Here is a 22,954-nt window from a genome sequence, read left to right as displayed (position 1 = left end):
AAAGAAATAAATGGAGGATATATTTATGGCTAAAGAAACAGTCACAAAGAAAGAATGGGCAACAGAAGCTCAAATTGATGAATTCGTTGATTCAGCAGTTAAGAAAGCTTTAGTTGCACTCGACAAGTTTGAAGGATTTGACCAGGAACAGGTTGACTACATTGTTGCGAAGATGTCAGTTGCCGGTCTTGATCATCATGGCTATCTTGCAGAACTTGCTCGTGATGAAACTGGACGTGGGGTATTTGAAGACAAGGCTGTAAAGAACTTATTCGCATGTGAATATGTCACAAACAATATGCGTCATACTAAGACGGTTGGTATCATCAATGAAGATCCACTTACAGGTATTACTGAAATTGCTGAACCAGTTGGTGTTGTTTGTGGTATCGTACCAGTTACCAACCCAACTTCAACTGCAATCTTCAAGAGCTTGATTGCCATGAAGACAAGAAACCCAATCATCTTCTCATTCCATCCAGGTGCACATGATTCATCTGTTGAAGCTGCTAAGGTTATGAGAGATGCTGCTGTTGCTGCTGGTGCTCCAGAAGATTGTATCCAGTGGTTACCAATGTCTATTGGCAATACGGAAAAAGAATCTGAAAAAGGTAATAACCTCTTAATGTATGCAACAAATGCATTAATGAATCATCCAGGTGTTGCGACTATCCTCGCAACTGGTGGTAATGCGATGGTTAAGGCTGCTTACTCATGTGGTAAACCTGCTTTAGGTGTAGGTGCTGGTAACGTTCCTGCTTATGTTGAAAAGTCATGTAAGTTGGAAATGGCTGCTAACGATGTTTATCTTTCAAAGACATTCGATAATGGTATGATTTGTGCATCTGAACAGAATGTTATTGTTGATAAAGAAATCTATAATGAATTCAAAAAAGAATTAGGCAGATATCATGTTTATTATGCTAATGCTGAAGAAAAGAAGAAACTTGAAAACTTCATGTTCGGGGCTGAAGCTTATTCAGAAAATGTTGCCAATGCAAGATTAAATGGTGCAGTAGCTGGTAAAGATGCAACTTGGATTGCTGCTCAGGCTGGTTTCACTGTTCCTGAAGATACACAGATGATTGTTGTAGAATGTAAGGAAATTGGTGTGAATGAACCAATGACAAGAGAAAAGCTTTCTCCAGTATTAGCTATGGAAAAGGCAAACTCTACAGATGAAGGTATCCAGTTAGCTTGTGATTCAGTTGAATTTAACGGCTTAGGTCACTCTGCTGCTATCCATACAACTGATCATAATATTACTGTAGAATTCGGTAAACGCGTAAAAGCTATTCGTATTATTGAAAATGCGCCTTCTACATTTGGTGGTATTGGTTCTGTATATAATGCATTCTTACCATCATTAACACTTGGATGTGGTTCTTACGGACATAACTCAGTATCTAATAACGTAAGTACTGCTGACTTACTCAATATTAAGAGAATCGGGAGACGTAACAATAATATGCAGTGGGTTAAACTTCCTCCTAAGATCTACTTCGAACGTAATTCAATTAGATACTTAAGAGATATGAGAAAAATGGAAAAGGCTATGATTATCACTGACCGTGGTATGTATAACCTTGGCTATGTCGCAAAGATTGAAGACGTTATCAAGAGAAGAAGAAATAAAGTTGATGTTGAATTATTCTTCGATGTACAGTCAGACCCAACTCTTGAAGTTGTACAGAAGGGTGTTGACTTAATGAGAAGCTTCCAGCCTGATACAATCATTGCCTTAGGTGGTGGTTCATCTATGGATGCTGCTAAAGTTATGTGGTTAATGTATGAACATCCAGAAGTTAACTTCGATGACATCAAACAGAAATTCATGGATATCCGTAAACGTGCAATTAAGTTCCCAGAACTTGGTAAGAAGGCTACATTAGTCGCTATTCCTACAACATCAGGTACTGGTGCCGAAGTTACTCCATTCGCAATCATTACAGATACAAGAAACAATGTTAAGTATGCCTTAACTGACTACTCATTAACTCCTACAATCGCTATTGTAGACCCAGAATTCACTATGTCTGTTCCAGCAACAATTGCTGCTGATACAGGTATCGACGTATTAACTCATGCAACAGAAGCCTATGTTTCATTACTCGCATCTGATTATACTGATGGTTGGGCTAAGCAGGCTGTTAAGTTAGTATTTGAAAACTTACAGAAGTCAGTTCTTGAAGCTGATCCTGAAGCAAGAATTAAGATGCATAATGCTGCATGTATCGCTGGTATGGCTTTCGCTAATGCCTTCTTAGGTATGAACCACTCAATGGCTCATAAGATTGGTGGCGAATGGCATATCCCACATGGTCGTGCAAATGGTATCATCTTACCACATGTCATCAGATACAATGGTACAGTTCCTACTAAGTTAGGTGTATGGCCAAAGATTGAAAACTATAAAGCTGATAAGAAATATAGAGAATTAGCTGAATTAATCGGCTTACATCCAAAGACTGATGCTGAAGGTGTGGAAATGTATGCAACTGCAGTTGAAAAGTTATGGGTATCTGTAGGTGGTGCTACAAATATCAAGTCTCAGGGTATTGGTGAAACTGAATGGAAAGAATCTATCCATAGAATGGCTATGAATGCTTATGAAGACCAGTGTACTCCAGCTAACCCTAGAATGCCTATGGTTAAGGATATGGAAAGAATCTTCACTGAATCATATGACTACCAGACTCCATATGGTGATTTATATCCAGAATTCGCTAAACAAAGAGATGCAAGAAACGCAGCTAAAAAGAAATAGTTTTAAGGACTCTCCATTCGGGGAGTCTTTTTCTTTGCATTGTGATTGAATCAAGGTATGATGGAGATAGGTGAGTTTTATGAAGAGAAAAGAAATATTCATTATCATATGCTTGTTATTTATTGGGGTGGGTTTATACTTCTATCAAAAGTCTAGCAAGCATGAAGAACTTGTTGTTTATCATCATAAAAAGATTATTGATCACATCGATCTTTCAAAGAATGCCAGATATACCTATCATGGTGATGTTGGCGTATTCCATCTTGAAGTCAAGAATGGTAAAGCACGTGCTTATGATGTGGATTGTCCTAATCAGATTTGTGTCCATACAGGCTGGATTCAACGTGAGGATAGCAAGAGTATTGTCTGTGCCCCCAATGGCATATCAGTAAGTTTTGAGACTGTATAAATGGTCTTTTTTTGATAATTTCCCATAATCCTGATGCTTTTTTCATAGATTTACCTTCTAGAATACAATTTATAGGAGGCGTGAGATATGTGGAAAAATGCTGTGCTGAGCATAAGAAAGAATGTGGGTAGAACCATCTTGCTTTTGGGTGTGGCTTTCTTGATCATCAATCTTGTTATGGCAGGACTAGAAATCAGGACGGCGACAAAGAAGTCAATGGATGCCACAAGACAGTCACTAGGCAGTGATGTGACATTGGCTTATAATATGAAAGCCTTAATGAGTAATCGTTCGAAAGGAGAAGCACTTGATCAGTTCAATATATCTATCAAAGTGAGTGATGCCAATGAGTTATCGAAACTGAAATACGTGACATCTGTTAATTATTTACAGTCTGTCTCTGTTGATACGGATGATATTGAACCTGTCAATATGTCTTCTACAACGACTACCAGTCAGTCTGAACAATTAGAAAACAATCAAGACAATAAGAAACTAGGGCCAATGGACAATAATAACTTCACTGTCAGTGGCCAGTCGACAATGAAAACATTAAGTGCTTTTGTGAATAAGCAATATGTTTTAAAGTCCGGTCGTTTACTAAGTGAAAGTGATGCGCATACGAATAATGTTGTCATTTCAAGTGAGCTTGCTTCGGACAATAACCTAAAAGTAGGCAGTACATTTAGCGTTTATACATCAGATTCTTCCAATAATAAAATAATGATAACAGTTAATGTAGTAGGTATTTATCGTGTTAAAACGGTGAATCAGATTGGTGGTATGAGTAATCGTCAGTCCCCTTACAATACCATTTATTCATCACTAGAAACAGCCCAGAAGCTCAATGGATCGACAACAACAATCTCTAGTGCCATTTATACCCTTGATGATTCATCACATATTAGTGCCTTTAAAAAGATTGCCAAGAAGACATCCGTTGACTGGAATACGTATACATTGGATGCCAATGACCAGGTTTATCAGATGTCAATAGGTTCATTGAAGAATATGAATAAGTTTGCCTCACTCTTTGTCATGATTGTCATTGTTGGTGGGGGGATCGTTATGGCACTTGTGCTTATGCTCGCATTGCGTTCAAGATATCATGAATATGGCATTCTCTTGTCGCTTGGAGAAAGCAAGCTAAGAATTGTTGGTCAGCAGCTTATTGAGGTGGGCTTAGTTGTTGCTTTTGCCTTCATGCTTTCTTTAGGCAGTGGGCAATTTGTCGGTAAGAAGATTTCTAATATGCTCGCTAGTGCTTCTTCAAATACACCAGCAGTCACGATGAAGATTCCGACAAATAAAAATAATAATGAGCAACAGCCGCAACAGAAAACAAAAGACCTTGATGTTAGCTTAAGTGGCGAAGTGATTGGTGAAGTTACAGGCGTTAGTGTATTGATTGTAGTGATTGCCATACTGCTTCCTTCACTTGCCATCTTGCGGATGTCACCACGTAAAATTCTCATGAAAAAGGAGGGTTAGTATGGATGCATTATTTCAGTTACATCATTTAAGCTATCATTATCAGGACGGTGGCTTAAGGGTTGATATTCTTAAGGATTGTGAATATAGTTTTGAAAAAGGCAAGACTTATGCGATTATTGGACCATCAGGATGTGGTAAGACGACATTGCTATCACTGATGGGTGGTCTAGAAGCGCCATGTGATGGTTATGTGGAATATGATGGAGAGAATATAGAAAAAAAGGGATTCAATAATTATCAGAGATATGATATTGCTTTAATCTTTCAATCCTATAATCTCATCAATTATATGAATGCCTATCAGAATATTGTCTGTGCGATGGATATTGCACATATTAAAGAGCCTAATAAAAAAGAAAGAGCTTTGAAGATTCTTGGAAGACTAGGCATTCATGAACAAGAAGCGAAGCGTGATATTCGCAAGCTCTCAGGGGGCCAGCAACAACGTATTGCCATTGCTAGGGCTATTGCCAAGAATGCTCAGGTTATTCTTGCCGATGAACCAACGGGTAATCTTGACTATGCTACAGGACAAACGATTATCCAGAACTTCATTGAGCTTGCCCATCAAGATAAACGTATAGTGATAGTCGTGACACATGATCAGGGGTTTGCCAGACAAATGGATGTTTGTCTGAAAATTGAAGATGGCAAGTTAGTGGAGGTATGAAAAAGCGTAAGACAGATTGTCCTACGCTTTTTAAATGATATGGAAATGCTTCAAAGCATTATAGATGCCATCATCATGCAATGATGTTGTGACATAATCAACAACAGGAAAGAGTTCCTTAGCACTATTGCCCATGGCAATAGATGTATGAACATAGTTCAGCATTGTTAAGTCATTTGTGGAATCACCAATCGCAAAAGTGTTTTCAAGAGGGATATGTAAATAATCAATTGTTTCCTGAATACCGGTTGCTTTATTGTAAGCTTTGGGCAGGATTTCATAGAAGCCATTACGATTGATAAAAGCTAATTCGTCTTTGAATTCATTCATGAACGCTTTGATGTCCTTTTCATCCTGATACCAGGTTGCCATTTTCTGGAAAATACAATCATCATTTAAATCATATGTACGAACGGGAAAGCCTTCATCAAGATAATGCTGGCGCTGGTGAATGACAAAGGGATCTATCAGTTTTTTATTGGGATAATAGATGGCTGTATTGCCTTCGAGGATATTTTCCAGGTGATATTTGTAGGAAGCAGCGATAATACGTTTTCTTAAATCTTTTGAGAACTGGTGAAAAGCGATTGTATGATGATGATAGCTTATTTCCGTTCCACAGCCATAGATAATACCATCGAGGGGCAAACTGAGAATGCTTTTCTCGACAAAACATGAACCACGCCCTGTATTGACGAAAAGCAAGTGTCCATTAGCCTGAGCTTGCTTCATGGCGAGAATGGTACTCGTGGGAATTTCAAATGTATATTCATCGGCGAGTGTGCCATCGATATCAAAAAAGATAATTTTCTTGTCCATAATGACTCCTTTACTTTTACAATATAGCGAAGCAGTCAGGAAAATGCAATAGAAGATAAGTTAGTTAGGACTAATAATCATATGAAACATTGAGCGTGAAAGCGTTTTATGATAAAATTTTAACCAAAGGGAAAGAGGGTAGAAGAAATGTATAAAATAGTAAGAAAAGAAACATTGAATGATGCTGCTTTCGAGATGGAAATTGAAGCCCCAATGGTTGCACGTAAGTGTGAAGCAGGGCAGTTTATCATCTTGAGAGTTGGTGAAGATGGTGAAAGAATACCACTTACAATTGGTGATTTTGATCGTGAAAAAGGTACAATCACAATTGTTGTTCAGGCTGTTGGCTTCTCTACAAAACAGCTTGAAAAGCTTGAAGTGGGCGATGAAGTGACAGACTTTGTCGGTCCTTTAGGAAGACCAACAGAATTCCACGATGGATTAAAGCGTGTTGTTGGCGTATGTGGTGGTATTGGTGCTGCTCCAGTGTATCCACAGCTTAAAGCTTTAGCTGAAAAAGGCGTTAAAGTAGATGTTATTATTGGTGGCCGTGAAGCACAGTATGTCTTATGGGCTGATAAGTTTAAAACTTTCTGTGATCATGTTTATATTGCAACTGATAATGGTGAACTTGGTACTAAGGGATTTGGCACAACTGTTTTACAGCAATTAATTGATGAAGGCGTTAAGTTTGATGAAGTTATTGCAATTGGCCCTGTCATCATGATGAAGAATGTTGTAAAAGTGACAAAGCCATATAATATTCCAACTTCTGTATCTCTTAACCCAATCATGGTTGATGGCACAGGTATGTGTGGCTGCTGTCGTGTTACTGTTGATGGTCAGACAAAGTTTGCCTGTGTTGATGGCCCAGACTTTGATGGCTTGAATGTCGACTTTGATGAGTTAATGGAACGACAGAGATTCTTTAAGAAGGAAGAAAAGTATGTTGATGAACATGCAGATAGAATTTGTGATCTTATGAGAGGAGCTGAATAGTCATGGCAGATGCAGTAAGAAGAAAGCCAAATATGGCAAAAGAAAAAGTTAAGATGCCGGAACAGGATCCTAACGTAAGAAATAGAAACTTTGAAGAGGTTGCTTTAGGTTATACACCAGAGATGGCAATGGAAGAAGCAACAAGATGTCTTAATTGTAAGAAGCCTTTCTGTATGGAAGGATGTCCAGTTAATGTTCCTATTCCACGTTTTATTGAACAGGTTGTTGCCGGTAACTTCGAAAAGGCTTATGAAATCATTACTGAAGAAAATGCCTTACCTGCAATCACTGGTCGTGTATGTCCACAGGAAAACCAGTGTGAAGGTAAATGTGTCAGAGGACGTGCTAAAGGCTGTGAATCAGTTGGTATTGGTCGTCTTGAAAGATTTGTTGCCGATTATCATAGAGAGCATGGTGAACATAAGAAACCTCACATTGAACAGAATGGCAAGAAGGTTGCCGTTGTAGGGTCTGGTCCAGCTGGTATTACATGTGCTGGTGAACTTGCAAGACGCGGCTATGATGTTCATGTTTTTGAAGCTTTACATAAGACTGGCGGTGTCCTTTCATATGGTATCCCTGAATTCCGTCTTCCTAAGACAATTGTTCAAGCTGAAGCTGATGTTGTAGCGGACTATGGTGTTGATTTTGAAACAAATGTCGTTGTTGGACGTACAATTACTGTTGATGAACTTGAAGAAGCAGGCTATGATGCAGTCTTTGTTGGCAGTGGTGCTGGCTTACCTCGTTTCCAGGGTATTCCTGGCGAAAACCTCAACGGTGTTTATTCAGCTAATGAATTCTTGACACGTGTGAATCTGATGAAGGGATATATGTTCCCTGATCGTCCAACCCCAGTTAAGATTTCACCAACAGTATGTGTTGTTGGTGCCGGAAACGTGGCTATGGATGCTGCTCGTACAGCTAAGCGTCTAGGTGCTGAAAATGTTTATATTGTTTATCGTCGTAGTGAAGAAGAAGCACCTGCTCGTAAAGAAGAAATTCATCATGCCAAAGAAGAAGGCATTCAGTTCAAATTCCTGACTAATCCAATCGCAGTCAATGGTGATGAAGAAGGCTGGGTTAAGTCTATTACATGTCAGGAAATGGAATTAGGGGAAGCTGATGCCAGCGGCCGTAGAAGACCGGTACCAGTAGAAGGTCATACATTTGACATTGAAACAGGTACGTTCATTGTTGCAATTGGTCAGTCACCTAACCCATTGATCAGACAGACAACACCTGGTCTTGATACACAAAAATGGGGTGGCATTATTGTCAATGAAGAAACAATGGAAACTTCAAGAGATTCTGTCTATGCCGGTGGTGATGCTGTAACTGGTGCAGCTACAGTTATCCTAGCCATGGGTGCAGGTAAAAAGGCAGCAATTGCCATTGATGAAAAACTTTCAGGTAAATAAGACTTAGGGCTATCGCAAGATAGCTCTTTTTGATATGATATTTCTCAAGGAGGAAATAGATGTATTGTACATATTGTGGAAAACAAATTAGTGAAGATGCAAAATTCTGTCCATACTGTGGCCAGAAAGTACCAGATGTTTATCAAGGTGAAACAATCAATAATGATGGACCATCATACATGTTTCAGCTTATTGGTTTCCTGTTCCCTATTATTGGTTTTGTGCTTTATGCATTTTATTATAAGAAATCACCTTTAAAAGCCCGTAGTGCCGGAATTGGTGGCTTAATGGGACTGATAGTTAATATCGTATTACTTGTGCTAGGAAATATGGTGTTTGGGCTTTACTAGTTTTTTATTAATGTAAACATGGAAAAGATTTTATTATCATGATAAGATGAGGCTGTAAAGGAGAATGAAAATGAATAAATTTCTAGAGCCATACGCTGCAATTGTGCCTTTCTTAGGCGAAGCTCTTGGCGAGAACGTAGAAATTGCTTTACATGACCTGACAAGCGAGGATCAGGAAGTAGTGGCAATTGCGAACGGTAAGATCTCAGGGAGAACGATTGGCGCAAAGTTATCAAACTTATCAATACACTATCTAGAAACGAAGCAGTATCTTGATCATGATTATGTAATGAATTATAAGACTGCCGGTCCTGACGGCAAGCTACTTCGTTCAGCTACCTATTTCATAAAACAAGAAGGCAAAACTATGCCTGTTGGTATGCTTTGTATCAATACAAATATTACTGACTTAAAATATATGGAAGTAACTTTGCGTAAGATTCTTGGTATCAAGGATGATTCACAAAATTCTGATGTTGAGTTCAAACGCGAAAATCCAATTGAAATCCTCTCGTCACCACTTGATGAGATGGTTGATAAGTACATGAAGGAAGCCTTAAATGAAATGGGTATTCCATCTTATGTACTTGTTGAAAGATTAAAAGTAGATGAAAAAATCAGAGTCGTCAAGTATCTACAAGAAAGGGGAACTTTCAAGGTGAAGGGAGCTATAGCTCTTGTTGCCGAGAAACTTGATGTTTCAGAGCCAACGATTTATCGTTATTTAAAGAAATCTTAGGAGGAAAAATACATGAGTGATATTGTATATGTCAGCGGACATAAGAACCCTGATACGGATTCAGTCTGTGCGGCTATTTCTTATTCATATCTATTGAATAAGATTGGAAAATACAATGCGGTACCAGTAAGACTTGGTGAAATCAACCGTGAAACAGAATATGCCTTAAAACACTTTCATGTAGAAAGTCCAGTACTTTTAAAAAGTGTTAAACAGAAGGTTGAAGATTTAGATTATGATAAAGTGACTGTCTTTTCTAAAGAACTGACATTAAAGACAGCATGGTCATTAATGAAGGAACAAAATCTTAAGAGTGCACCAATCTCAGATGATCATGGTAAGCTGCTTGGCTTGCTTTCTGCTTCAAATATCATTGAAGGCTATATGGATAAATGGGATAGTGAAGTCTTGAAGAAGGCGCATACACCAATTGAGAATGTTATTGATACTTTAGCTGCTAATGTTCTTTATTTATCAAAGAATCTTACAACTGTAGAAGGAACAATTCATATTGTTTCCATGAGTGAGAAGAATGCAGATGGCTATATTGAAGAAAATGATATAGCTATTATTGGTGGTGACCGTGTTGATATGGTCCGCTTCTTAGTTGAAAAGAAGGTGGGCTTGGTTGTTTTAACAGGGGCTTTTGCGGTTGATGAAGAAATTGTCAAGATTTGTAAGGATCATGATGTTTCTGTTATTTCAACACCATATAATACCTTTGTCACTTCACAGCAGATTATACAGGCTATTCCTGTTGAATATGTCATGCAGAAAGGCGGACTAACAACATTCTCAACTGATGATACTGTTGAATACTTACGTGATGTGATGAGTAATACAAGATATCGTAGCTATCCTGTTGTTGATCTCAATGGCAAGGTTCAAGGTACGATTTCCCGTTATCAGGTAATCCGTGGGGAAAAGAAGAAAATCATCCTCGTTGACCATAATGAAAGAGGACAGGCTGTTGATGGTATTGAAGAAGCTGATATTCTCGGTGTTGTTGATCATCACCGTATTGCTGACTTCCAGACAGTTGGTCCACTAAACTTCCGTGCTGAACCTCTTGGCTGTACTTGTACAATTATTGCCAAGATGTTTGAAGAAGAGGATGTTGAAATTCCAAGAGAGATTGCCGGCTTAATGCTTTCTGCCATTATCTCAGATACATTATTATTCAGAAGTCCAACATGCACAAATGTCGACCGTAAGATTGTTTATAAGCTTGCCGATATTGTTGGTGTGGAACCAGCTGAATATGGTATGGCAATGTTTAAGGCAGGTACTTCATTGGTAGGTAAGAGTGTTGAAGAAATCTTCAATCAGGATTACAAGAAGTTCAATATTGGTGAGGCCAAAGTTGGTATTGCTCAGGTAAATACGATGGATATTGAAGGCTTTGCCCCATATAAAGCAGATATGCTCGCCTATATGGAAAACCTTGCTCAGGAGAATAAATTTGATGTTGCGATTCTCTTGTTGACAGATGTCATTAATGCAAGCAGTGAAGTCTTTGTTGCTGGACCTCGTCCTGAGATTGTGGAAAATGCCTTTAGAGTGCATCTTGATGACCATCAGGCTAATCTTGCAGGGGTTATTTCAAGAAAGAAACAGGTTGTTCCAGCTGTCACAAATGCAATCAACGAAGCTTAAAGGAAAGTTCATACTTTCCTTTTTTCTTTTGGCAATAAGGTTGTATAATGACAATGAAAGTGGGTGAGAGCATGTATACACTTGCACATCGTGGCTTAAGCAGACGTTTTCCAGAAAATAGTCTTGTCGCCTTCAAGGAAGCTTTAAAAAGTGAGTTTGATGGGGTTGAGACAGATGTTCAGATGACCAAGGATGGCCAGCTTGTTTTACTACATGATGCCAAAATTAATCGAACATCAACGGGTAAAGGCAAGCTTGCGAATTATACTTATGAAGAATTGCTGCAATACAATTTCAATAATGATCACCATGGCCATTATGCCATCTGTCTTTTAGAGGACTTATTAAAGCTGATCATAGAAAGCAAGAAGATCGTGAATTTAGAAATTAAGAAGGAAGCGCTAAGCGGGACGGTGGAAAAGACTGTTGCCCTTGTAGCAAGTATGCATCTTGAAAGCCAGGTATACTATTCGAGTGCATCAATCGCACAGCTTGATACAATCAAGAAGTTGTCACCTACAAGTTATTGCGGTTATATTGTCTCGCACCACTTAAAGAAAGCAAATACAATCATTCATGATCATCACTTTGATGGTATTCATGCCCGTTATTCTCTTTTAAAGTTCAAAGATTTACTTTACTACCAGAAAGTCGGAGTGAAAGTTGGTGCATGGACTTTAAAAAATAAGAAGGACTTGTTATACTTTAAAGAAAATAATATCATGTTTGTATTTATGAATGATTTTATATTATAGGGGTTAATATGCGATTAGATAAATTTCTTAAAGTTTCAAGAATTGTAAAGAGAAGAACGCTTTCTAAGGAGATCAGTGACGCGAGTCGTGTAAAAGTGAATGGGCGTGTTGCAAAGCCAGGCTTAAAGCTGAAGGTGGGCGATATTATTGAAGTGACTTTTGGACGGACGATTTTAAAGGTGCGTGTGAAGAAGCTTGCTGAGCATGTTTTAAAGGATGATGCAAGTGAGCTTTATGAAGTGATTGAAGAAAGCGAAAGAGAAGAGGAATAGGAATGGCTAAGAAAAGAGTGCCCAAGGGCAAGATTATTGTCAGTTTTCTAGCAATTTTCATAAGTATTGTTCTGATCACCAGTGTGGCGAATAGAGTCATCAGTATGATTCATGCCAAAAGACAATATGAACAGCTAGTTGTCCAACGTGATGCATTAAAGAAAGAACGCAAGAATCTTGATCAGGAAGTCAAAGAACTTAATAACGATGATTATGTTGTAAGATATGCAAGAGACAATTACATCTTCTCAAAAGATGGGGAGAAAGCTGTCATCGTCCCGGAAGAATAGGAGAAAAATGATGTATAAAATTCTATTTTCAGATTTAGATGAAACATTGCTTGTCAATCACCATGTCCCTTCTTTTAATCAAGAAGCTATTAGGAAAGCACGCCAGAAGGGCGTACGTTTCGTAGTCGCAACGGGGCGTTCATATAACATGATTCAAGAAATCCTGCAGGAAGTAGGAACATATAATCAAGAAGGGGAATATGCGATTTGTTTTAATGGTGGCTTGATTATTGAAAATAAAAATAATCGTATTCTTCATTTTAAGGGGTTAGAAGAACAGCTTGCTAAGGCGCTTTTTGAACGGGGGCGTTTTCTTGATGTCTGCGTCCTTGTTTTTACTTTGGATTGTTGCTATATCTATCATCCTGATGAGAATGAAATCGAACGTAAGAAAGCCCAGAAAGCACCTTTTCAAGTAATGGATAAGTATGATTTTGATGTCTTAAAAGGTCAAAAGATTGCCAAGATTCTCTTTATGAAAAGAGATATGGATTATTTGCGTGATGTGAAAAACATTCTTGAAAAAGATTTCTCAAATGTTTCTTTTTCTTTCTCAAGCAATCGCTATATTGAAATGAATGCCAAGGGGATCGATAAAGGCTATGGCATTAGCTGGTTATGTGATTATCTTAAGATTGACTTAAAGGATGCCATTGCGATTGGTGATAACTATAATGATGTCCCAATGATCAAGAAGGCAGGAGTTGGCTGTTGCGTCCAAAGCAGTTTTGATGATATTAAGTCTCTCTCTGATTATGTCTGTGAGAAAGATTATTTTGAAGGTAGCGTAAAAGAAGTTATTGAGAAGTTTATTGAGGATTGAAAAATGGAATATAAATTAATTGCTTGTGATTTAGATGAAACACTATTAAATGATGATCACTTAGTACCTGATACGAATATCTATTGGATTCAAAAAGCCCGCAGGGAACATAATGTACGTTTTGTCCCAGCAACGGGAAGAGGCTATATGCAGATTTTACCTGAACTTAAACAATTGCAGCTCTATAAGCAGCCTCATGAATATACCCTTTCATTTAATGGCGGAGCATTAACAGAAAATAGTGATTATCATCTCTTAGATTGGCATGGTTTACCGTTTGAGAAGATGAAAGAAATCTTTGAATTTGGCTTAAAGCAGGATGTCTGCATCCATGTTTATACCAATACAACGCTCTATATTTATCATTTGTCAGAAAGTGAAAGAGAACGCCTGGCTTCCCAGAAGCTTGATGCCATCTATCCTGAAGAAGACAGTGTGGACTTCTTAAAAGATGAGCCCATCGCTAAGATCTTATTCCAGAACATCGATGTTCCATATCTGATGAGCCTAGAGCCAAAGATTAAACATATTACTGATGGCTATTGTGCTATTAGCTACAGTTCTAATCGTTATATGGAATTTAATGCATTAGGTGTGGATAAGGGGGAAGGTTTAAAAGACCTGGCTGAACGTCTTTCCATTCCTATTGAAGAAACAATTGCAGTTGGTGACAATTATAATGACCTGAGTATGTTGAAGGTGGCAGGTTTATCGGTTGTTGCTGCCAATGGTGTTGATGATGTGAAGAAGGAGGCGGATTATGTGACAAAGGCTGATAATAATGAAGGCGTTGTTGCTGAATTAATCCGTAAATTTATCTACCATGAAGACATTTAAAGAAATTATTGCGAATGAGGCAACACAGCCCTATTATCAGGAACTTCATCAGTTTGTTGAAGATGCTTACCACCAACATACAATCTTCCCGCCACATAAACAGATCTATCATGCCTTTAATTTTTGTGACTATGAAGATATCAAGGTTGTTATACTTGGGCAGGACCCTTACCATGAACTTCATCAGGCCAATGGCTTAGCTTTTTCTGTCAACAGGGGGGTACGTATTCCGCCATCACTTGTCAATATCTACAAAGAAGCTCATAATGATGTTGGCATTGATATTCCCAACCATGGCGATTTAACTTCATGGGCAAAACAGGGGGTATTATTGCTTAATACTGTTTTAACAGTGCAGGAGGGTATGGCTTTTTCCCATGCTGGAAGGGGATGGGAAATCTTTACGGACCACATTATTGAAGTCATGAATGAACGTGAAAAGCCACTTGTTTTTATCCTTTGGGGCAATGCGGCAAGAAAGAAAAAAAGCATGATTGATTTAAATAAACATTGTGTCATTGAGTCTGCCCATCCTTCACCATTAAGTGCATCACGTGGCTTCTTTGGCTCAAGACCATTTTCAAGAACGAATGCCTTTCTAGAAGCAAATGGCATATCACCAATAGACTGGGGGATTGAATAATGTTTTATAGTGTAAAAAGTGCTATTGAATATATTGAAAGTCAACGTCATAAACGTACGATTGAAGATTTTCAGAAAACTTTAGATGAACTGCATATCAATGTGCATCAGAAGAATATGATTCATATTGCTGGTACAAATGGTAAAGGCAGTACCGTGAATTACCTGAGAGCTATTTTAAACGCTCATGGCTATAAGGTTGGGACTTTCACTTCCCCATATCTTGTAAAGCATAATGATCGTATCTGCATTGATGGAACACCAATCAGTGATACAGCTTTACTATACTATATAAATAAATACTATGATGTGATTGAAAGAGAACATCTGAGTATGTTTGAAATCGATACTTTGATTATGCTTGATTACTTTGATACACAGCCATTAGATTTTCGTATCATTGAATGTGGAATTGGAGGCGAGCATGATAAGACAAATGTTATTGATTCAAAGATTAGTGCCATTACGAATATAGGCATGGATCATATAGAACAGATTGGTCCAACCTTATTTGATATCATCAATGAGAAAATGGGTATTATCAAAAGAGGAAATCTCTTTGTCACAAGTGAGACAAAGGGAACGATATTAGCACGCTTGCAGGAACAATGTGATGTTATGGATGCAACAATGATTGTCGTTCCTGAATATGAAACAACCCACTATCCATTTGAATTCCAATATCGTGATATGGATATCACACTGAAAGATCAGGGTATTTACCAGGTTAGCAATGCCCGCTTAGCCTTGACTATTGCTTCAAGATTAATCACATTAGACCATGACAAAACAATTAAAGCTGTTGAAAATACAAGCTGGCCAGGACGATTTGAAAAGATGCAATATCTCAATAAGCCTGTGATTATAGATGGAGCACACAATATTCCCGGCTTGCAAAGCCTTCTTGAGACACTTAAATGTATTGAACAGCAGGATATCGGGATTGTCTTTTCGGCATTGAAGGATAAGCAGGTTGAAGAAATGCTCGGGGAACTAGCTCATACACCTTATTCAATCTATGTGACAAGCTTCAATGATGAACGTGTGGATGGGTCACTAAAGAAGATGGTGCAAGATACGGATATGATGGTTTATACAGCATCATATAAAGATGCACTTAAGACTGCTGCCTTAAAACATGATCTTGTTGTTGTGACGGGCTCGTTACATTTTATTTCAACGGTAAGAAAATATCTTGAAGAAGCATAAAGATTCTATAGAACTGGAATGAACGTTGTTTGTTTCAGTTTTTTCATATTTATAAAGTATTCGTATATTTCTCATTTAAGAAAATATCTTGAAGAAGTATAGATTTGAATCTTATTTCTCTCAAAAATGTGATATAATGTAAGCGGTGGTAGAACGAACTCGATCCTAGGGAGGGATTGTCGACTTTAAACCACGTTTAGACTTTATAAAGTGCTTTTTGTATTTGTCTGAATTAACTTCATATGTTTTATCCAATGTGATAGAATATATAAAGAAAGCGATTACAAAATTTAGGAGGAGAAACAAATGGGAAAAGAATTAGTCGCTATGATTCTTGCAGGTGGCCGTGGTAGCCGTCTAAAAGAATTAACGGCAAAAGTAGCGAAGCCAGCAGTGCACTTCGGAGGAAAGTATCGTATTATTGACTTCCCTTTAAGTAACTGCGCAAACTCTGGCATTGATGTAGTAGGCGTATTGACACAATATGAGTCAGTATTACTTGGAGAATATGTTGGTGCTGGTACTAAGTGGGGGCTTGATGGTAACAATTCATTAGCAGCCATCTTACCTGCAAGAGAAGGTGCTGATGGTGCAAACTGGTATGCAGGTACAGCAGATGCCATTAGACAGAATATTGATTTCTTAGATCAATATGATCCTGAATATGTTCTCATTCTTTCAGGTGACCATATCTATAAGATGGATTATGCAGAAATGCTTGCTGCTCATAAGGAGAAGAATGCAGATTTAACGGTAGCTGTATTGAACGTTTCTTTAAAGGAAGCTAGTCGTTTTGGTATCATGAATACAAATGAAGATGGCTCTATTTATGAATTTGAAGAAAAGCCTGAAAAACCAAAATCTACATTAGCATCAATGGGTATTTATATTTTCACATATAAGGAATTAAGAAAATACTTATTGGCAGATGCTAAGAAAGCTGATAGTAAGCATGACTTTGGTATGAATATTATTCCTGATATGCTTGCTGATAATAAGCGTTTATATGCCTATGAATTCAAGGGTTACTGGAAAGATGTTGGTACTGTTGAATCATTATGGCAGGCTAATATGGACTTGCTTGATGACAAGAATACATTGGATCTTTACAATACAAAGAAAGATTGGAAGATCTATGGTGAAGATACACTTGCAAAGCCACAGGTATTAGGTGTTGATGCCGAGATTTCTAATTCACTCGTAAACCAGGGCTGTACAGTAGATGGATCGGTAACAGGTTCAGTCCTTTCAGCAAATGTATTTGTAGGCAAGGGAGCTAAAGTTGTTGATTCTGTCTTGCTTCCAGGCGTACTTGTAGAAGAAGGCGCAGAAGTCTACAAGGCAATTGTTGATGAAAATGTAACTATTAAAGCTGGCACAAAAATTAATGAAGAACAGAAAGATGTTGCTCTTATCAGCAACAATAGTCTTTAAGGAGGGATATCAGAATGGCTAAAGTAATAGGTTATGTAAACTTACACTCAGATGTCTCTTTAAAGGGACTTACTGAAAGACGTCCACTAGCTTCAGTTAGCTTCTTAGGACGTTATGGAATCATTGATTTGGTTTTATCAAACTTCTCTAATTCAAATATTGACAATGTTGGTGTTTTGATCAAGGAAAAACCTAGATCATTATTCAAACATATGGCTAATGGTAATGCATGGAATTTCAATAGTAAGAATGGTGGCGTACAGTTATTATATGATGAAAAATATGCTGGTAATGGCATGTATAATAATGATATCAATAACATTATCGAAAACATCGCTTTCTTTGAAACAAATAAACCTGATTATGTTGTTGTTGCACCTGCACATATCATCAATACAATGGATTTCTCTGAACTTGTTGAAGCACATGCAGCAAGTGGTAATGCAGTGACAATCGCTACACAGAAAGTGAAAAATGCAGACGAGAAATGGATTGGCTGTGACTATGTTAAGTTAGATAGCGATACAAAGCTTGTCACTCAGCTTGAAACAAATATGGGCAATGCGAAGAATCGTATGATCTCTCTTGAAACATATGTATTCTCTGCTAAAGCTTTTGCAACTTTCTTAAAGAATGCTGAAAAAGTTTCTCCATTCTATTCAATTAGAGATATGCTTGCATATTCACTTGATGAAAGAAGAATTGGTATTTATGAATATAAAGGCTATGTGAGATGCATCAATAATTATCATGCTTACTTTGATGTATGTCTTGAATTCTTGAACTATGAAGTTTCTACCCAAGTCTTCCATACAAACTGGCCAATCTTCACAAATACAAACGATACACCACCAACTAAATATAAAGAACATGCTTCAGTACGTGACAGCATGATTGCTAATGGTGCTGTTGTCAACGGTACAGTTGAACATTCTATTATTGGTCGTGATGTTATTGTTGGTGAAGGTGCTGTTATTAAGAATTCTATCATCTTCTCTGGCTCAGTAATCGATCCAGGTTCAGTACTTGAAAATGTCATTATGGATAAACATGCAAGAGTTAAGAACATGAAGAATCTGAAAGGTGAAGTAAAAGAACCGCTCTTTATTAAAGAAGGGGACGTTGTTTAATGAGAATAGTATTTGCGGCTGGTGAAGCACAACCTTATATTAAATCGGGCGGACTTGCTGATGTAATAGGATCTTTGCCAAAAGCACTTGCTAAAAAAGGACATGAATGTTATGTCATCTTGCCTAAATATCAGGATCTGAAATACAATGATCAATTAGAATATGTGACGAATTTCTATTTATGGGTTGGCTGGAGAAGATGTTATTGTGGTGTCTTCAAGGCTGAACATGATGGTGTGACATATTATTTTGTTGATAATGAACAATATTTTAGAAGACCTGGGCTTTATGGATATGATGATGACTATGAACGTTTTGCATTCTATGACTTTGCAGTTTTGGAATGCTTGTCACGTTTAGATATTATGCCCGATATCCTTTCTTTACATGACTGGCAGGCAGCTATGATTGCTCCTCTATATAAAGAAAGATATTGCTATTGTGATTTCTATGGGAATGTCAAAGTGACATTTACAATTCATAATATTGCTTACCAAGGTAAGTGTGATCCAAGACTTTTACAGGATCTCTTTGGTCTTGATAATTATCTTTATTACAATGGTAATTTACGTAATGATGGCTGCATGAATATGATGAAAGCAGCAATCGTTTATGCGGATTTAATTACGACTGTTTCACCTACATATGCCAATGAAATTCTAACTGATGCTTATGGCGAAGGCTTACAAAGTATCTTGAATATGCGTCGTCATGATCTTGTTGGTATCTTGAATGGTATTGATAATGAAACGATTAATCCAGAAACTGATCCAGATCTTAGCTATCATTTCAATAGTTCCAATGTGAATGAAATGAAGATGAAAAACAAGCTTGCTCTACAAAAAGAAGTTGGCTTGCCACAGAATGCCGATATACCATTAATTGGTATTGTTTCAAGATTGACATGGCAAAAGGGACTTGATCTGATTATTAATCGTTTTGAAGAATTGATGAAACGTGAAGTTCAGGTTGTTGTACTTGGTGCTGGTGATGCTAAGTATGAAGAACCACTTAAAAACTTTGCTTCAAGATATCCTGATAAATTCTCTTTGAATTTGAAATATGATGGAGCACTTGCACAACGTATCTATGCTTCGACGGATATGTTCCTTATGCCTTCATTATTTGAACCATGTGGCTTATCACAAATGATGGCTTTACGTTATGGTTCAGTACCAATTGTCAGAGAGACAGGTGGCTTGAAAGATTCTGTTGTACCATTCAATGAATATGAAAACACGGGAACAGGATTTAGCTTTGCAAACTACAATGCCCATGAAATGCTTGATACAATTGATTATGCCCTTCATGTTTATTATGATATGAAAGATAAGTGGCATGACTTAGTCGTAAGAGGCATGCAAGAAAACTTAGATTGGGATCATTCAAGTGAACAATATATAAGAGTCTTTTCATCATTACTTTAGAAAGGAAGGTCAATGACCTTCCTTTCTTTCACTTCAAGGATGTGCTTTTCGTGTGTTTAGCTTGAAGCAAGCTAGGAAGTTTGCTAAGATATAAATAAATTAAAGGCAGGAATGAAGGTGTTGGAAGACTGTAGCGAGAGCTGGATGGTGAAAGCAGCTTGTAAGGATACACTGGATGCCCCTGACTGAGCTCCTTGCAAAGAGGGGACGTAGACTTGCGTTAAAAGAGATGGTTTTGTTTAGGGTGGATAATCTCTAGACAAGACCTTTTTTTAGGAGGAATTTATGAAAATCTACAATTCATTCACAAATCAGAAAGAAGAATTTAAACCAATTGAAGAAGGTAAGGTAGGAATCTATGTATGTGGACCTACTGTTTATAACTATGTTCATATTGGTAATACAAGACCAATGATTATCTTCGATGTCTTAAGAAGAACATTCGAATATCTTGGCTATGATGTCACTTTTGTATCAAACTATACTGATGTTGATGACAAGATTATCAAGAAAGCCAAGGAAGAAGGCGTAAGTGAGAAAGAACTGACAGAAAAATATATTAAAGCTTATGAAGATGTACGTAATGGCCTAAATATTGAAACACCTACACATACCCCTCGTGTTACTGAAACAATGGATAAGATTATTGCCTTTGTTGCTGCATTGATTGAGAAGGGCTATGCTTATGAATCACAGGGGGATGTCTATTTCCGTGTCTCAAAGATTAAAGATTATGGTCATTTGTCCGGTATTCATGTCGAAGATTTAATCCAGGGAGCAAGTGAAAGAACATCAACAGAAGATGATGATAAGAAAGAAAGTTCACTTGATTTTGCCTTATGGAAGAAGACTAATGAAGGCATTCAGTTTGATTCACCATGGTCAAAAGGAAGACCAGGATGGCATACTGAATGTGTTGTAATGATTAATGATATCTTTGGCAGAGGGCTCATTGATATTCATGGGGGTGGATATGATTTGAAATTCCCACATCATGAAAATGAAATTGCTCAGGCCATTGCTTATTCAAATACCCATCTTGCTAACTACTGGATGCATAACCAGATGATCAATATCAATGGTGAAAAAATGAGTAAGTCACTTGGTAATGTCTTGTGGGCAAAAGACTTGCTTGTAAAGCTTGGCGTCAATGTCTACAAGGGATTAATGCTTTCAACACATTATCGTAAGACTTTGAATTTCACTGATGAAGTTCTTGAAACAACCAAGAAAGAAATAGCCAAGATTGAAAATGTTGTGAAGAATACTTCACTCTATTTAGCTGTTAATCGTATTGAGGAGGGCTTGGCTAAAAAAGAAGTTGTTGACCATATGGTAGAGGCATTATCGGATGACTTAAATACTTCATTAGCGATGACAGAAGTCTTAGATCAGGTGAAAGTTCTTAATCAGGTTATGCGTGTACGCGAAAAGGATAATGAATTGATTGCTGATGAATATGCGACATTGCAGGCTATGCTTGATGTGCTTGGCTTTAAGTTTGATGGTGTTGTTTTAAGTGATGAAGATATTGATCTTTATAATCAATGGAATGCTTATAAGAAAGTAAAGAATTTTGAAGAAGCAGATAAGCTTAGAGCACAATTGAGTGCGAAAGGAATTCTTTAATGAGAGCGGAATTACTAAATTCTCTTGCTCTCGCCTATATTGGTGATGCTGTCTTTGAAGTGCTGGTAAGAGATTATTTGTTGGAAAAGGGCGTGGTCAGGGTCAATGAACTACAGAAGCGCAGTGTGCAATATGTATCTGCCTATGCTCAGGCGGAATTTGTACACCTTGCCATGCAAAACAATTTCTTAACAGAAAGAGAAATTGCGATTTATAAAAGAGGACGTAATACGAAGGGCAGAAAAGCGAAAAATGTGATTATCCATAATCAGTCAACAGGCTTTGAGGCCATTATTGGGACATTGCATTTAGAAGGCAATGATGAACGTATTAATGAGATTTTTGCTTACTTTGTGGAAGCAGTAGATGAGCATAAACTGAAAAAACTGCGTGGAAAGTAGCTCTTTTAAGGAAATTTGAAAGAAATTGAGGAAATTAGGTTAAGATGAAACAGTGGATTTATGGCAGAAATACAATCCGAGAATTGATCAGTAATCATAAGCGTATCGATGAGCTTGTCTTTTTAAAAGGCAATCGTAACGATGATTTAATGGAACTGGCAAAAAAGAATAAAATACAATATCGGGTGACTGATAATAGAAAGTATTTCAGTGAGAAAGCAGGTAAGGGCAATCATCAAGGTGTACTAGCACTCACGGATGGGTATGACTATACGCCTTTAAATGATATCTTAAGTTCGATTCCTAAAGACAAGCAGCCACTACTCTTAATGCTTGATGGATTGGAAGATCCACATAATCTCGGAGCCATATTAAGAACTTGTGATGCAACTGAGGTTGATGGTGTGATTATCGGTAAAAATCGCTCTGTCGGTTTAACACCAACTGTTGCTAAGGTATCAACAGGTGCTATTGATTATATTCCAGTAGCCCAGGTGACAAATTTAAGTCGTACACTCGACAAGCTTAAAGAAGAAGGTTATTGGGCAGTTGCATGTGAAAATGAAGAAGCCCAGGATTATCGTCAGGTAGATTACAATATGCCTACTGTTCTCGTCATTGGCTCAGAAGGTTATGGCATCAGCCATAATGTCAAGAAGCATTGTGATATCAATGTCATTTTGCCTATGGCAGGACATGTTACTAGTCTTAATGCTTCAGTTGCTACTGCTGTATTACTCTATCAGGTCTATAACTCACGTCACCCGCTTTAGGGGAGTTA

23 protein-coding genes are annotated in these 22,954 nt (G+C 37.6%); 22 read left to right on the top strand and 1 reads right to left on the bottom strand.

Annotation, left to right across the window (positions count from 1 at the left end):
• The first annotated feature begins 25 nt into the window (after positions 1-25).
• The 4 genes from adhE to T529_RS0104375 all read left to right on the top strand — a co-directional run bounded on the left by adhE (position 26) and on the right by T529_RS0104375 (position 5,340).
• Positions 26-2,767 (top strand): bifunctional acetaldehyde-CoA/alcohol dehydrogenase, encoded by a 2,742-nt coding sequence (gene adhE / locus T529_RS0104390; RefSeq protein WP_033162407.1) that lies wholly within the window; start codon positions 26-28, stop codon positions 2,765-2,767.
• A 79-nt stretch (positions 2,768-2,846) separates the two neighbouring features.
• Entirely contained in the window at positions 2,847-3,176 is a 330-nt protein-coding gene (locus T529_RS0104385) for a NusG domain II-containing protein (protein WP_033162406.1), read from the top strand.
• 87 nt (positions 3,177-3,263) lie between these two features.
• Positions 3,264-4,667: an ABC transporter permease gene (locus tag T529_RS0104380; RefSeq protein WP_033162405.1), complete on the top strand. Its 1,404-nt coding sequence runs from the start codon at positions 3,264-3,266 to the stop codon at positions 4,665-4,667.
• 1 nt (position 4,668) lies between these two features.
• The gene (locus T529_RS0104375; protein ID WP_033162404.1) at positions 4,669-5,340 is read left to right on the top strand and encodes an ABC transporter ATP-binding protein; all 672 of its coding nucleotides are present in this window, start codon (positions 4,669-4,671) and stop codon (positions 5,338-5,340) included.
• Positions 5,341-5,370: 30 nt separating this feature from the next.
• Here T529_RS0104375 and T529_RS0104370 read toward each other — a convergent pair whose 3' ends face one another.
• Positions 5,371-6,159, bottom strand: coding sequence for a Cof-type HAD-IIB family hydrolase (locus tag T529_RS0104370; RefSeq protein ID WP_033162403.1), 789 nt, complete (start codon positions 6,157-6,159; stop codon positions 5,371-5,373).
• 147 nt (positions 6,160-6,306) lie between these two features.
• Here T529_RS0104370 and T529_RS0104365 point away from each other — a divergent pair, with 147 nt between their 5' ends.
• The 18 genes from T529_RS0104365 (at position 6,307) to rlmB (ending at position 22,946) form a co-directional block, all read left to right on the top strand.
• Positions 6,307-7,158, top strand: a complete 852-nt coding sequence (locus tag T529_RS0104365; protein WP_033162402.1) for a sulfide/dihydroorotate dehydrogenase-like FAD/NAD-binding protein — start codon at positions 6,307-6,309, stop codon at positions 7,156-7,158.
• 2 nt (positions 7,159-7,160) lie between these two features.
• Positions 7,161-8,579: an NADPH-dependent glutamate synthase gene (gene gltA, locus T529_RS0104360; RefSeq protein ID WP_033162401.1), complete on the top strand. Its 1,419-nt coding sequence runs from the start codon at positions 7,161-7,163 to the stop codon at positions 8,577-8,579.
• A 59-nt stretch (positions 8,580-8,638) separates the two neighbouring features.
• Positions 8,639-8,929 (top strand): zinc ribbon domain-containing protein, encoded by a 291-nt coding sequence (locus tag T529_RS0104355; RefSeq protein WP_051646845.1) that lies wholly within the window; start codon positions 8,639-8,641, stop codon positions 8,927-8,929.
• A 70-nt stretch (positions 8,930-8,999) separates the two neighbouring features.
• Positions 9,000-9,668 (top strand): helix-turn-helix transcriptional regulator, encoded by a 669-nt coding sequence (locus T529_RS0104350; protein ID WP_033162400.1) that lies wholly within the window; start codon positions 9,000-9,002, stop codon positions 9,666-9,668.
• 12 nt (positions 9,669-9,680) lie between these two features.
• A complete protein-coding gene (locus T529_RS0104345) occupies positions 9,681-11,324 on the top strand; it encodes a putative manganese-dependent inorganic diphosphatase (RefSeq protein WP_033162399.1) in 1,644 nt (547 codons plus the stop codon).
• Between the two features lie 71 nt (positions 11,325-11,395).
• The gene (locus T529_RS0104340) at positions 11,396-12,079 is read left to right on the top strand and encodes a glycerophosphodiester phosphodiesterase family protein (protein WP_162172987.1); all 684 of its coding nucleotides are present in this window, start codon (positions 11,396-11,398) and stop codon (positions 12,077-12,079) included.
• Between the two features lie 8 nt (positions 12,080-12,087).
• Positions 12,088-12,351, top strand: coding sequence for an RNA-binding S4 domain-containing protein (locus T529_RS0104335; protein ID WP_033162398.1), 264 nt, complete (start codon positions 12,088-12,090; stop codon positions 12,349-12,351).
• A 2-nt stretch (positions 12,352-12,353) separates the two neighbouring features.
• Positions 12,354-12,641: an FtsB family cell division protein gene (locus tag T529_RS0104330; protein ID WP_033162397.1), complete on the top strand. Its 288-nt coding sequence runs from the start codon at positions 12,354-12,356 to the stop codon at positions 12,639-12,641.
• A gap of 10 nt (positions 12,642-12,651) precedes the next feature.
• Positions 12,652-13,464: a Cof-type HAD-IIB family hydrolase gene (locus tag T529_RS0104325; RefSeq protein WP_033162396.1), complete on the top strand. Its 813-nt coding sequence runs from the start codon at positions 12,652-12,654 to the stop codon at positions 13,462-13,464.
• Between the two features lie 3 nt (positions 13,465-13,467).
• Positions 13,468-14,301: a Cof-type HAD-IIB family hydrolase gene (locus tag T529_RS0104320; protein ID WP_033162395.1), complete on the top strand. Its 834-nt coding sequence runs from the start codon at positions 13,468-13,470 to the stop codon at positions 14,299-14,301.
• Positions 14,288-14,944: a uracil-DNA glycosylase gene (locus T529_RS0104315; protein WP_033162394.1), complete on the top strand. Its 657-nt coding sequence runs from the start codon at positions 14,288-14,290 to the stop codon at positions 14,942-14,944. Before T529_RS0104320 ends, T529_RS0104315 begins: the two co-directional genes overlap by 14 nt.
• Positions 14,944-16,152: a bifunctional folylpolyglutamate synthase/dihydrofolate synthase gene (locus tag T529_RS0104310; protein ID WP_033162393.1), complete on the top strand. Its 1,209-nt coding sequence runs from the start codon at positions 14,944-14,946 to the stop codon at positions 16,150-16,152. Before T529_RS0104315 ends, T529_RS0104310 begins: the two co-directional genes overlap by 1 nt.
• A 306-nt stretch (positions 16,153-16,458) precedes the next feature.
• Positions 16,459-17,586, top strand: a complete 1,128-nt coding sequence (locus tag T529_RS0104305; RefSeq protein WP_033162392.1) for a glucose-1-phosphate adenylyltransferase — start codon at positions 16,459-16,461, stop codon at positions 17,584-17,586.
• Between the two features lie 14 nt (positions 17,587-17,600).
• On the top strand, positions 17,601-18,716 hold the full coding sequence (glgD, locus tag T529_RS0104300) for a glucose-1-phosphate adenylyltransferase subunit GlgD (protein WP_033162391.1): 1,116 nt from the start codon (positions 17,601-17,603) through the stop codon (positions 18,714-18,716).
• Positions 18,716-20,143 carry a glycogen synthase GlgA gene (glgA, locus tag T529_RS0104295; protein ID WP_033162390.1) on the top strand — a complete coding sequence of 476 codons (1,428 nt, stop codon included), beginning with the start codon at positions 18,716-18,718 and terminating at the stop codon, positions 20,141-20,143. The genes glgD and glgA overlap by 1 nt, the downstream gene beginning before the upstream one ends.
• A 285-nt stretch (positions 20,144-20,428) precedes the next feature.
• The gene (gene cysS, locus T529_RS0104290; protein ID WP_033162389.1) at positions 20,429-21,772 is read left to right on the top strand and encodes a cysteine--tRNA ligase; all 1,344 of its coding nucleotides are present in this window, start codon (positions 20,429-20,431) and stop codon (positions 21,770-21,772) included.
• Positions 21,772-22,173, top strand: a complete 402-nt coding sequence (locus T529_RS0104285) for a Mini-ribonuclease 3 (RefSeq protein ID WP_033162388.1) — start codon at positions 21,772-21,774, stop codon at positions 22,171-22,173. The genes cysS and T529_RS0104285 overlap by 1 nt, the downstream gene beginning before the upstream one ends.
• Before the next feature lie 44 nt (positions 22,174-22,217).
• Complete coding sequence (gene rlmB / locus T529_RS0104280) at positions 22,218-22,946, top strand: 23S rRNA (guanosine(2251)-2'-O)-methyltransferase RlmB (RefSeq protein ID WP_033162387.1); 729 nt, start codon at positions 22,218-22,220, stop codon at positions 22,944-22,946.
• The last annotated feature ends 8 nt before the right edge of the window (positions 22,947-22,954 follow it).

It is taken from the genome of Sharpea azabuensis DSM 18934, from assembly GCF_000702165.1.
In the GTDB taxonomy this organism is placed as follows: domain Bacteria; phylum Bacillota_I; class Bacilli_A; order Erysipelotrichales; family Coprobacillaceae; genus Sharpea; species Sharpea azabuensis.
Note: the sequence above shows the minus strand (reverse complement) of the source record. Positions and strands in the feature narration are given on the sequence as shown.

What these genes read in the sequence shown, in the direction of transcription:
- adhE (WP_033162407.1), top strand. Translation starts at nt 26, where the DNA reads ATGGCTAAAGAAACAGTCACAAAGAAAGAATGGGCAACAGAAGCTCAA.
- T529_RS0104385 (WP_033162406.1), top strand. Translation starts at nt 2,847, where the DNA reads ATGAAGAGAAAAGAAATATTCATTATCATATGCTTGTTATTTATTGGG.
- T529_RS0104380 (WP_033162405.1), top strand. Translation starts at nt 3,264, where the DNA reads ATGTGGAAAAATGCTGTGCTGAGCATAAGAAAGAATGTGGGTAGAACC.
- T529_RS0104375 (WP_033162404.1), top strand. Translation starts at nt 4,669, where the DNA reads ATGGATGCATTATTTCAGTTACATCATTTAAGCTATCATTATCAGGAC.
- T529_RS0104370 (WP_033162403.1), bottom strand. Translation starts at nt 6,159, where the DNA reads ATGGACAAGAAAATTATCTTTTTTGATATCGATGGCACACTCGCCGAT.
- T529_RS0104365 (WP_033162402.1), top strand. Translation starts at nt 6,307, where the DNA reads ATGTATAAAATAGTAAGAAAAGAAACATTGAATGATGCTGCTTTCGAG.
- gltA (WP_033162401.1), top strand. Translation starts at nt 7,161, where the DNA reads ATGGCAGATGCAGTAAGAAGAAAGCCAAATATGGCAAAAGAAAAAGTT.
- T529_RS0104355 (WP_051646845.1), top strand. Translation starts at nt 8,639, where the DNA reads ATGTATTGTACATATTGTGGAAAACAAATTAGTGAAGATGCAAAATTC.
- T529_RS0104350 (WP_033162400.1), top strand. Translation starts at nt 9,000, where the DNA reads ATGAATAAATTTCTAGAGCCATACGCTGCAATTGTGCCTTTCTTAGGC.
- T529_RS0104345 (WP_033162399.1), top strand. Translation starts at nt 9,681, where the DNA reads ATGAGTGATATTGTATATGTCAGCGGACATAAGAACCCTGATACGGAT.
- T529_RS0104340 (WP_162172987.1), top strand. Translation starts at nt 11,396, where the DNA reads ATGTATACACTTGCACATCGTGGCTTAAGCAGACGTTTTCCAGAAAAT.
- T529_RS0104335 (WP_033162398.1), top strand. Translation starts at nt 12,088, where the DNA reads ATGCGATTAGATAAATTTCTTAAAGTTTCAAGAATTGTAAAGAGAAGA.
- T529_RS0104330 (WP_033162397.1), top strand. Translation starts at nt 12,354, where the DNA reads ATGGCTAAGAAAAGAGTGCCCAAGGGCAAGATTATTGTCAGTTTTCTA.
- T529_RS0104325 (WP_033162396.1), top strand. Translation starts at nt 12,652, where the DNA reads ATGTATAAAATTCTATTTTCAGATTTAGATGAAACATTGCTTGTCAAT.
- T529_RS0104320 (WP_033162395.1), top strand. Translation starts at nt 13,468, where the DNA reads ATGGAATATAAATTAATTGCTTGTGATTTAGATGAAACACTATTAAAT.
- T529_RS0104315 (WP_033162394.1), top strand. Translation starts at nt 14,288, where the DNA reads ATGAAGACATTTAAAGAAATTATTGCGAATGAGGCAACACAGCCCTAT.
- T529_RS0104310 (WP_033162393.1), top strand. Translation starts at nt 14,944, where the DNA reads ATGTTTTATAGTGTAAAAAGTGCTATTGAATATATTGAAAGTCAACGT.
- T529_RS0104305 (WP_033162392.1), top strand. Translation starts at nt 16,459, where the DNA reads ATGGGAAAAGAATTAGTCGCTATGATTCTTGCAGGTGGCCGTGGTAGC.
- glgD (WP_033162391.1), top strand. Translation starts at nt 17,601, where the DNA reads ATGGCTAAAGTAATAGGTTATGTAAACTTACACTCAGATGTCTCTTTA.
- glgA (WP_033162390.1), top strand. Translation starts at nt 18,716, where the DNA reads ATGAGAATAGTATTTGCGGCTGGTGAAGCACAACCTTATATTAAATCG.
- cysS (WP_033162389.1), top strand. Translation starts at nt 20,429, where the DNA reads ATGAAAATCTACAATTCATTCACAAATCAGAAAGAAGAATTTAAACCA.
- T529_RS0104285 (WP_033162388.1), top strand. Translation starts at nt 21,772, where the DNA reads ATGAGAGCGGAATTACTAAATTCTCTTGCTCTCGCCTATATTGGTGAT.
- rlmB (WP_033162387.1), top strand. Translation starts at nt 22,218, where the DNA reads ATGAAACAGTGGATTTATGGCAGAAATACAATCCGAGAATTGATCAGT.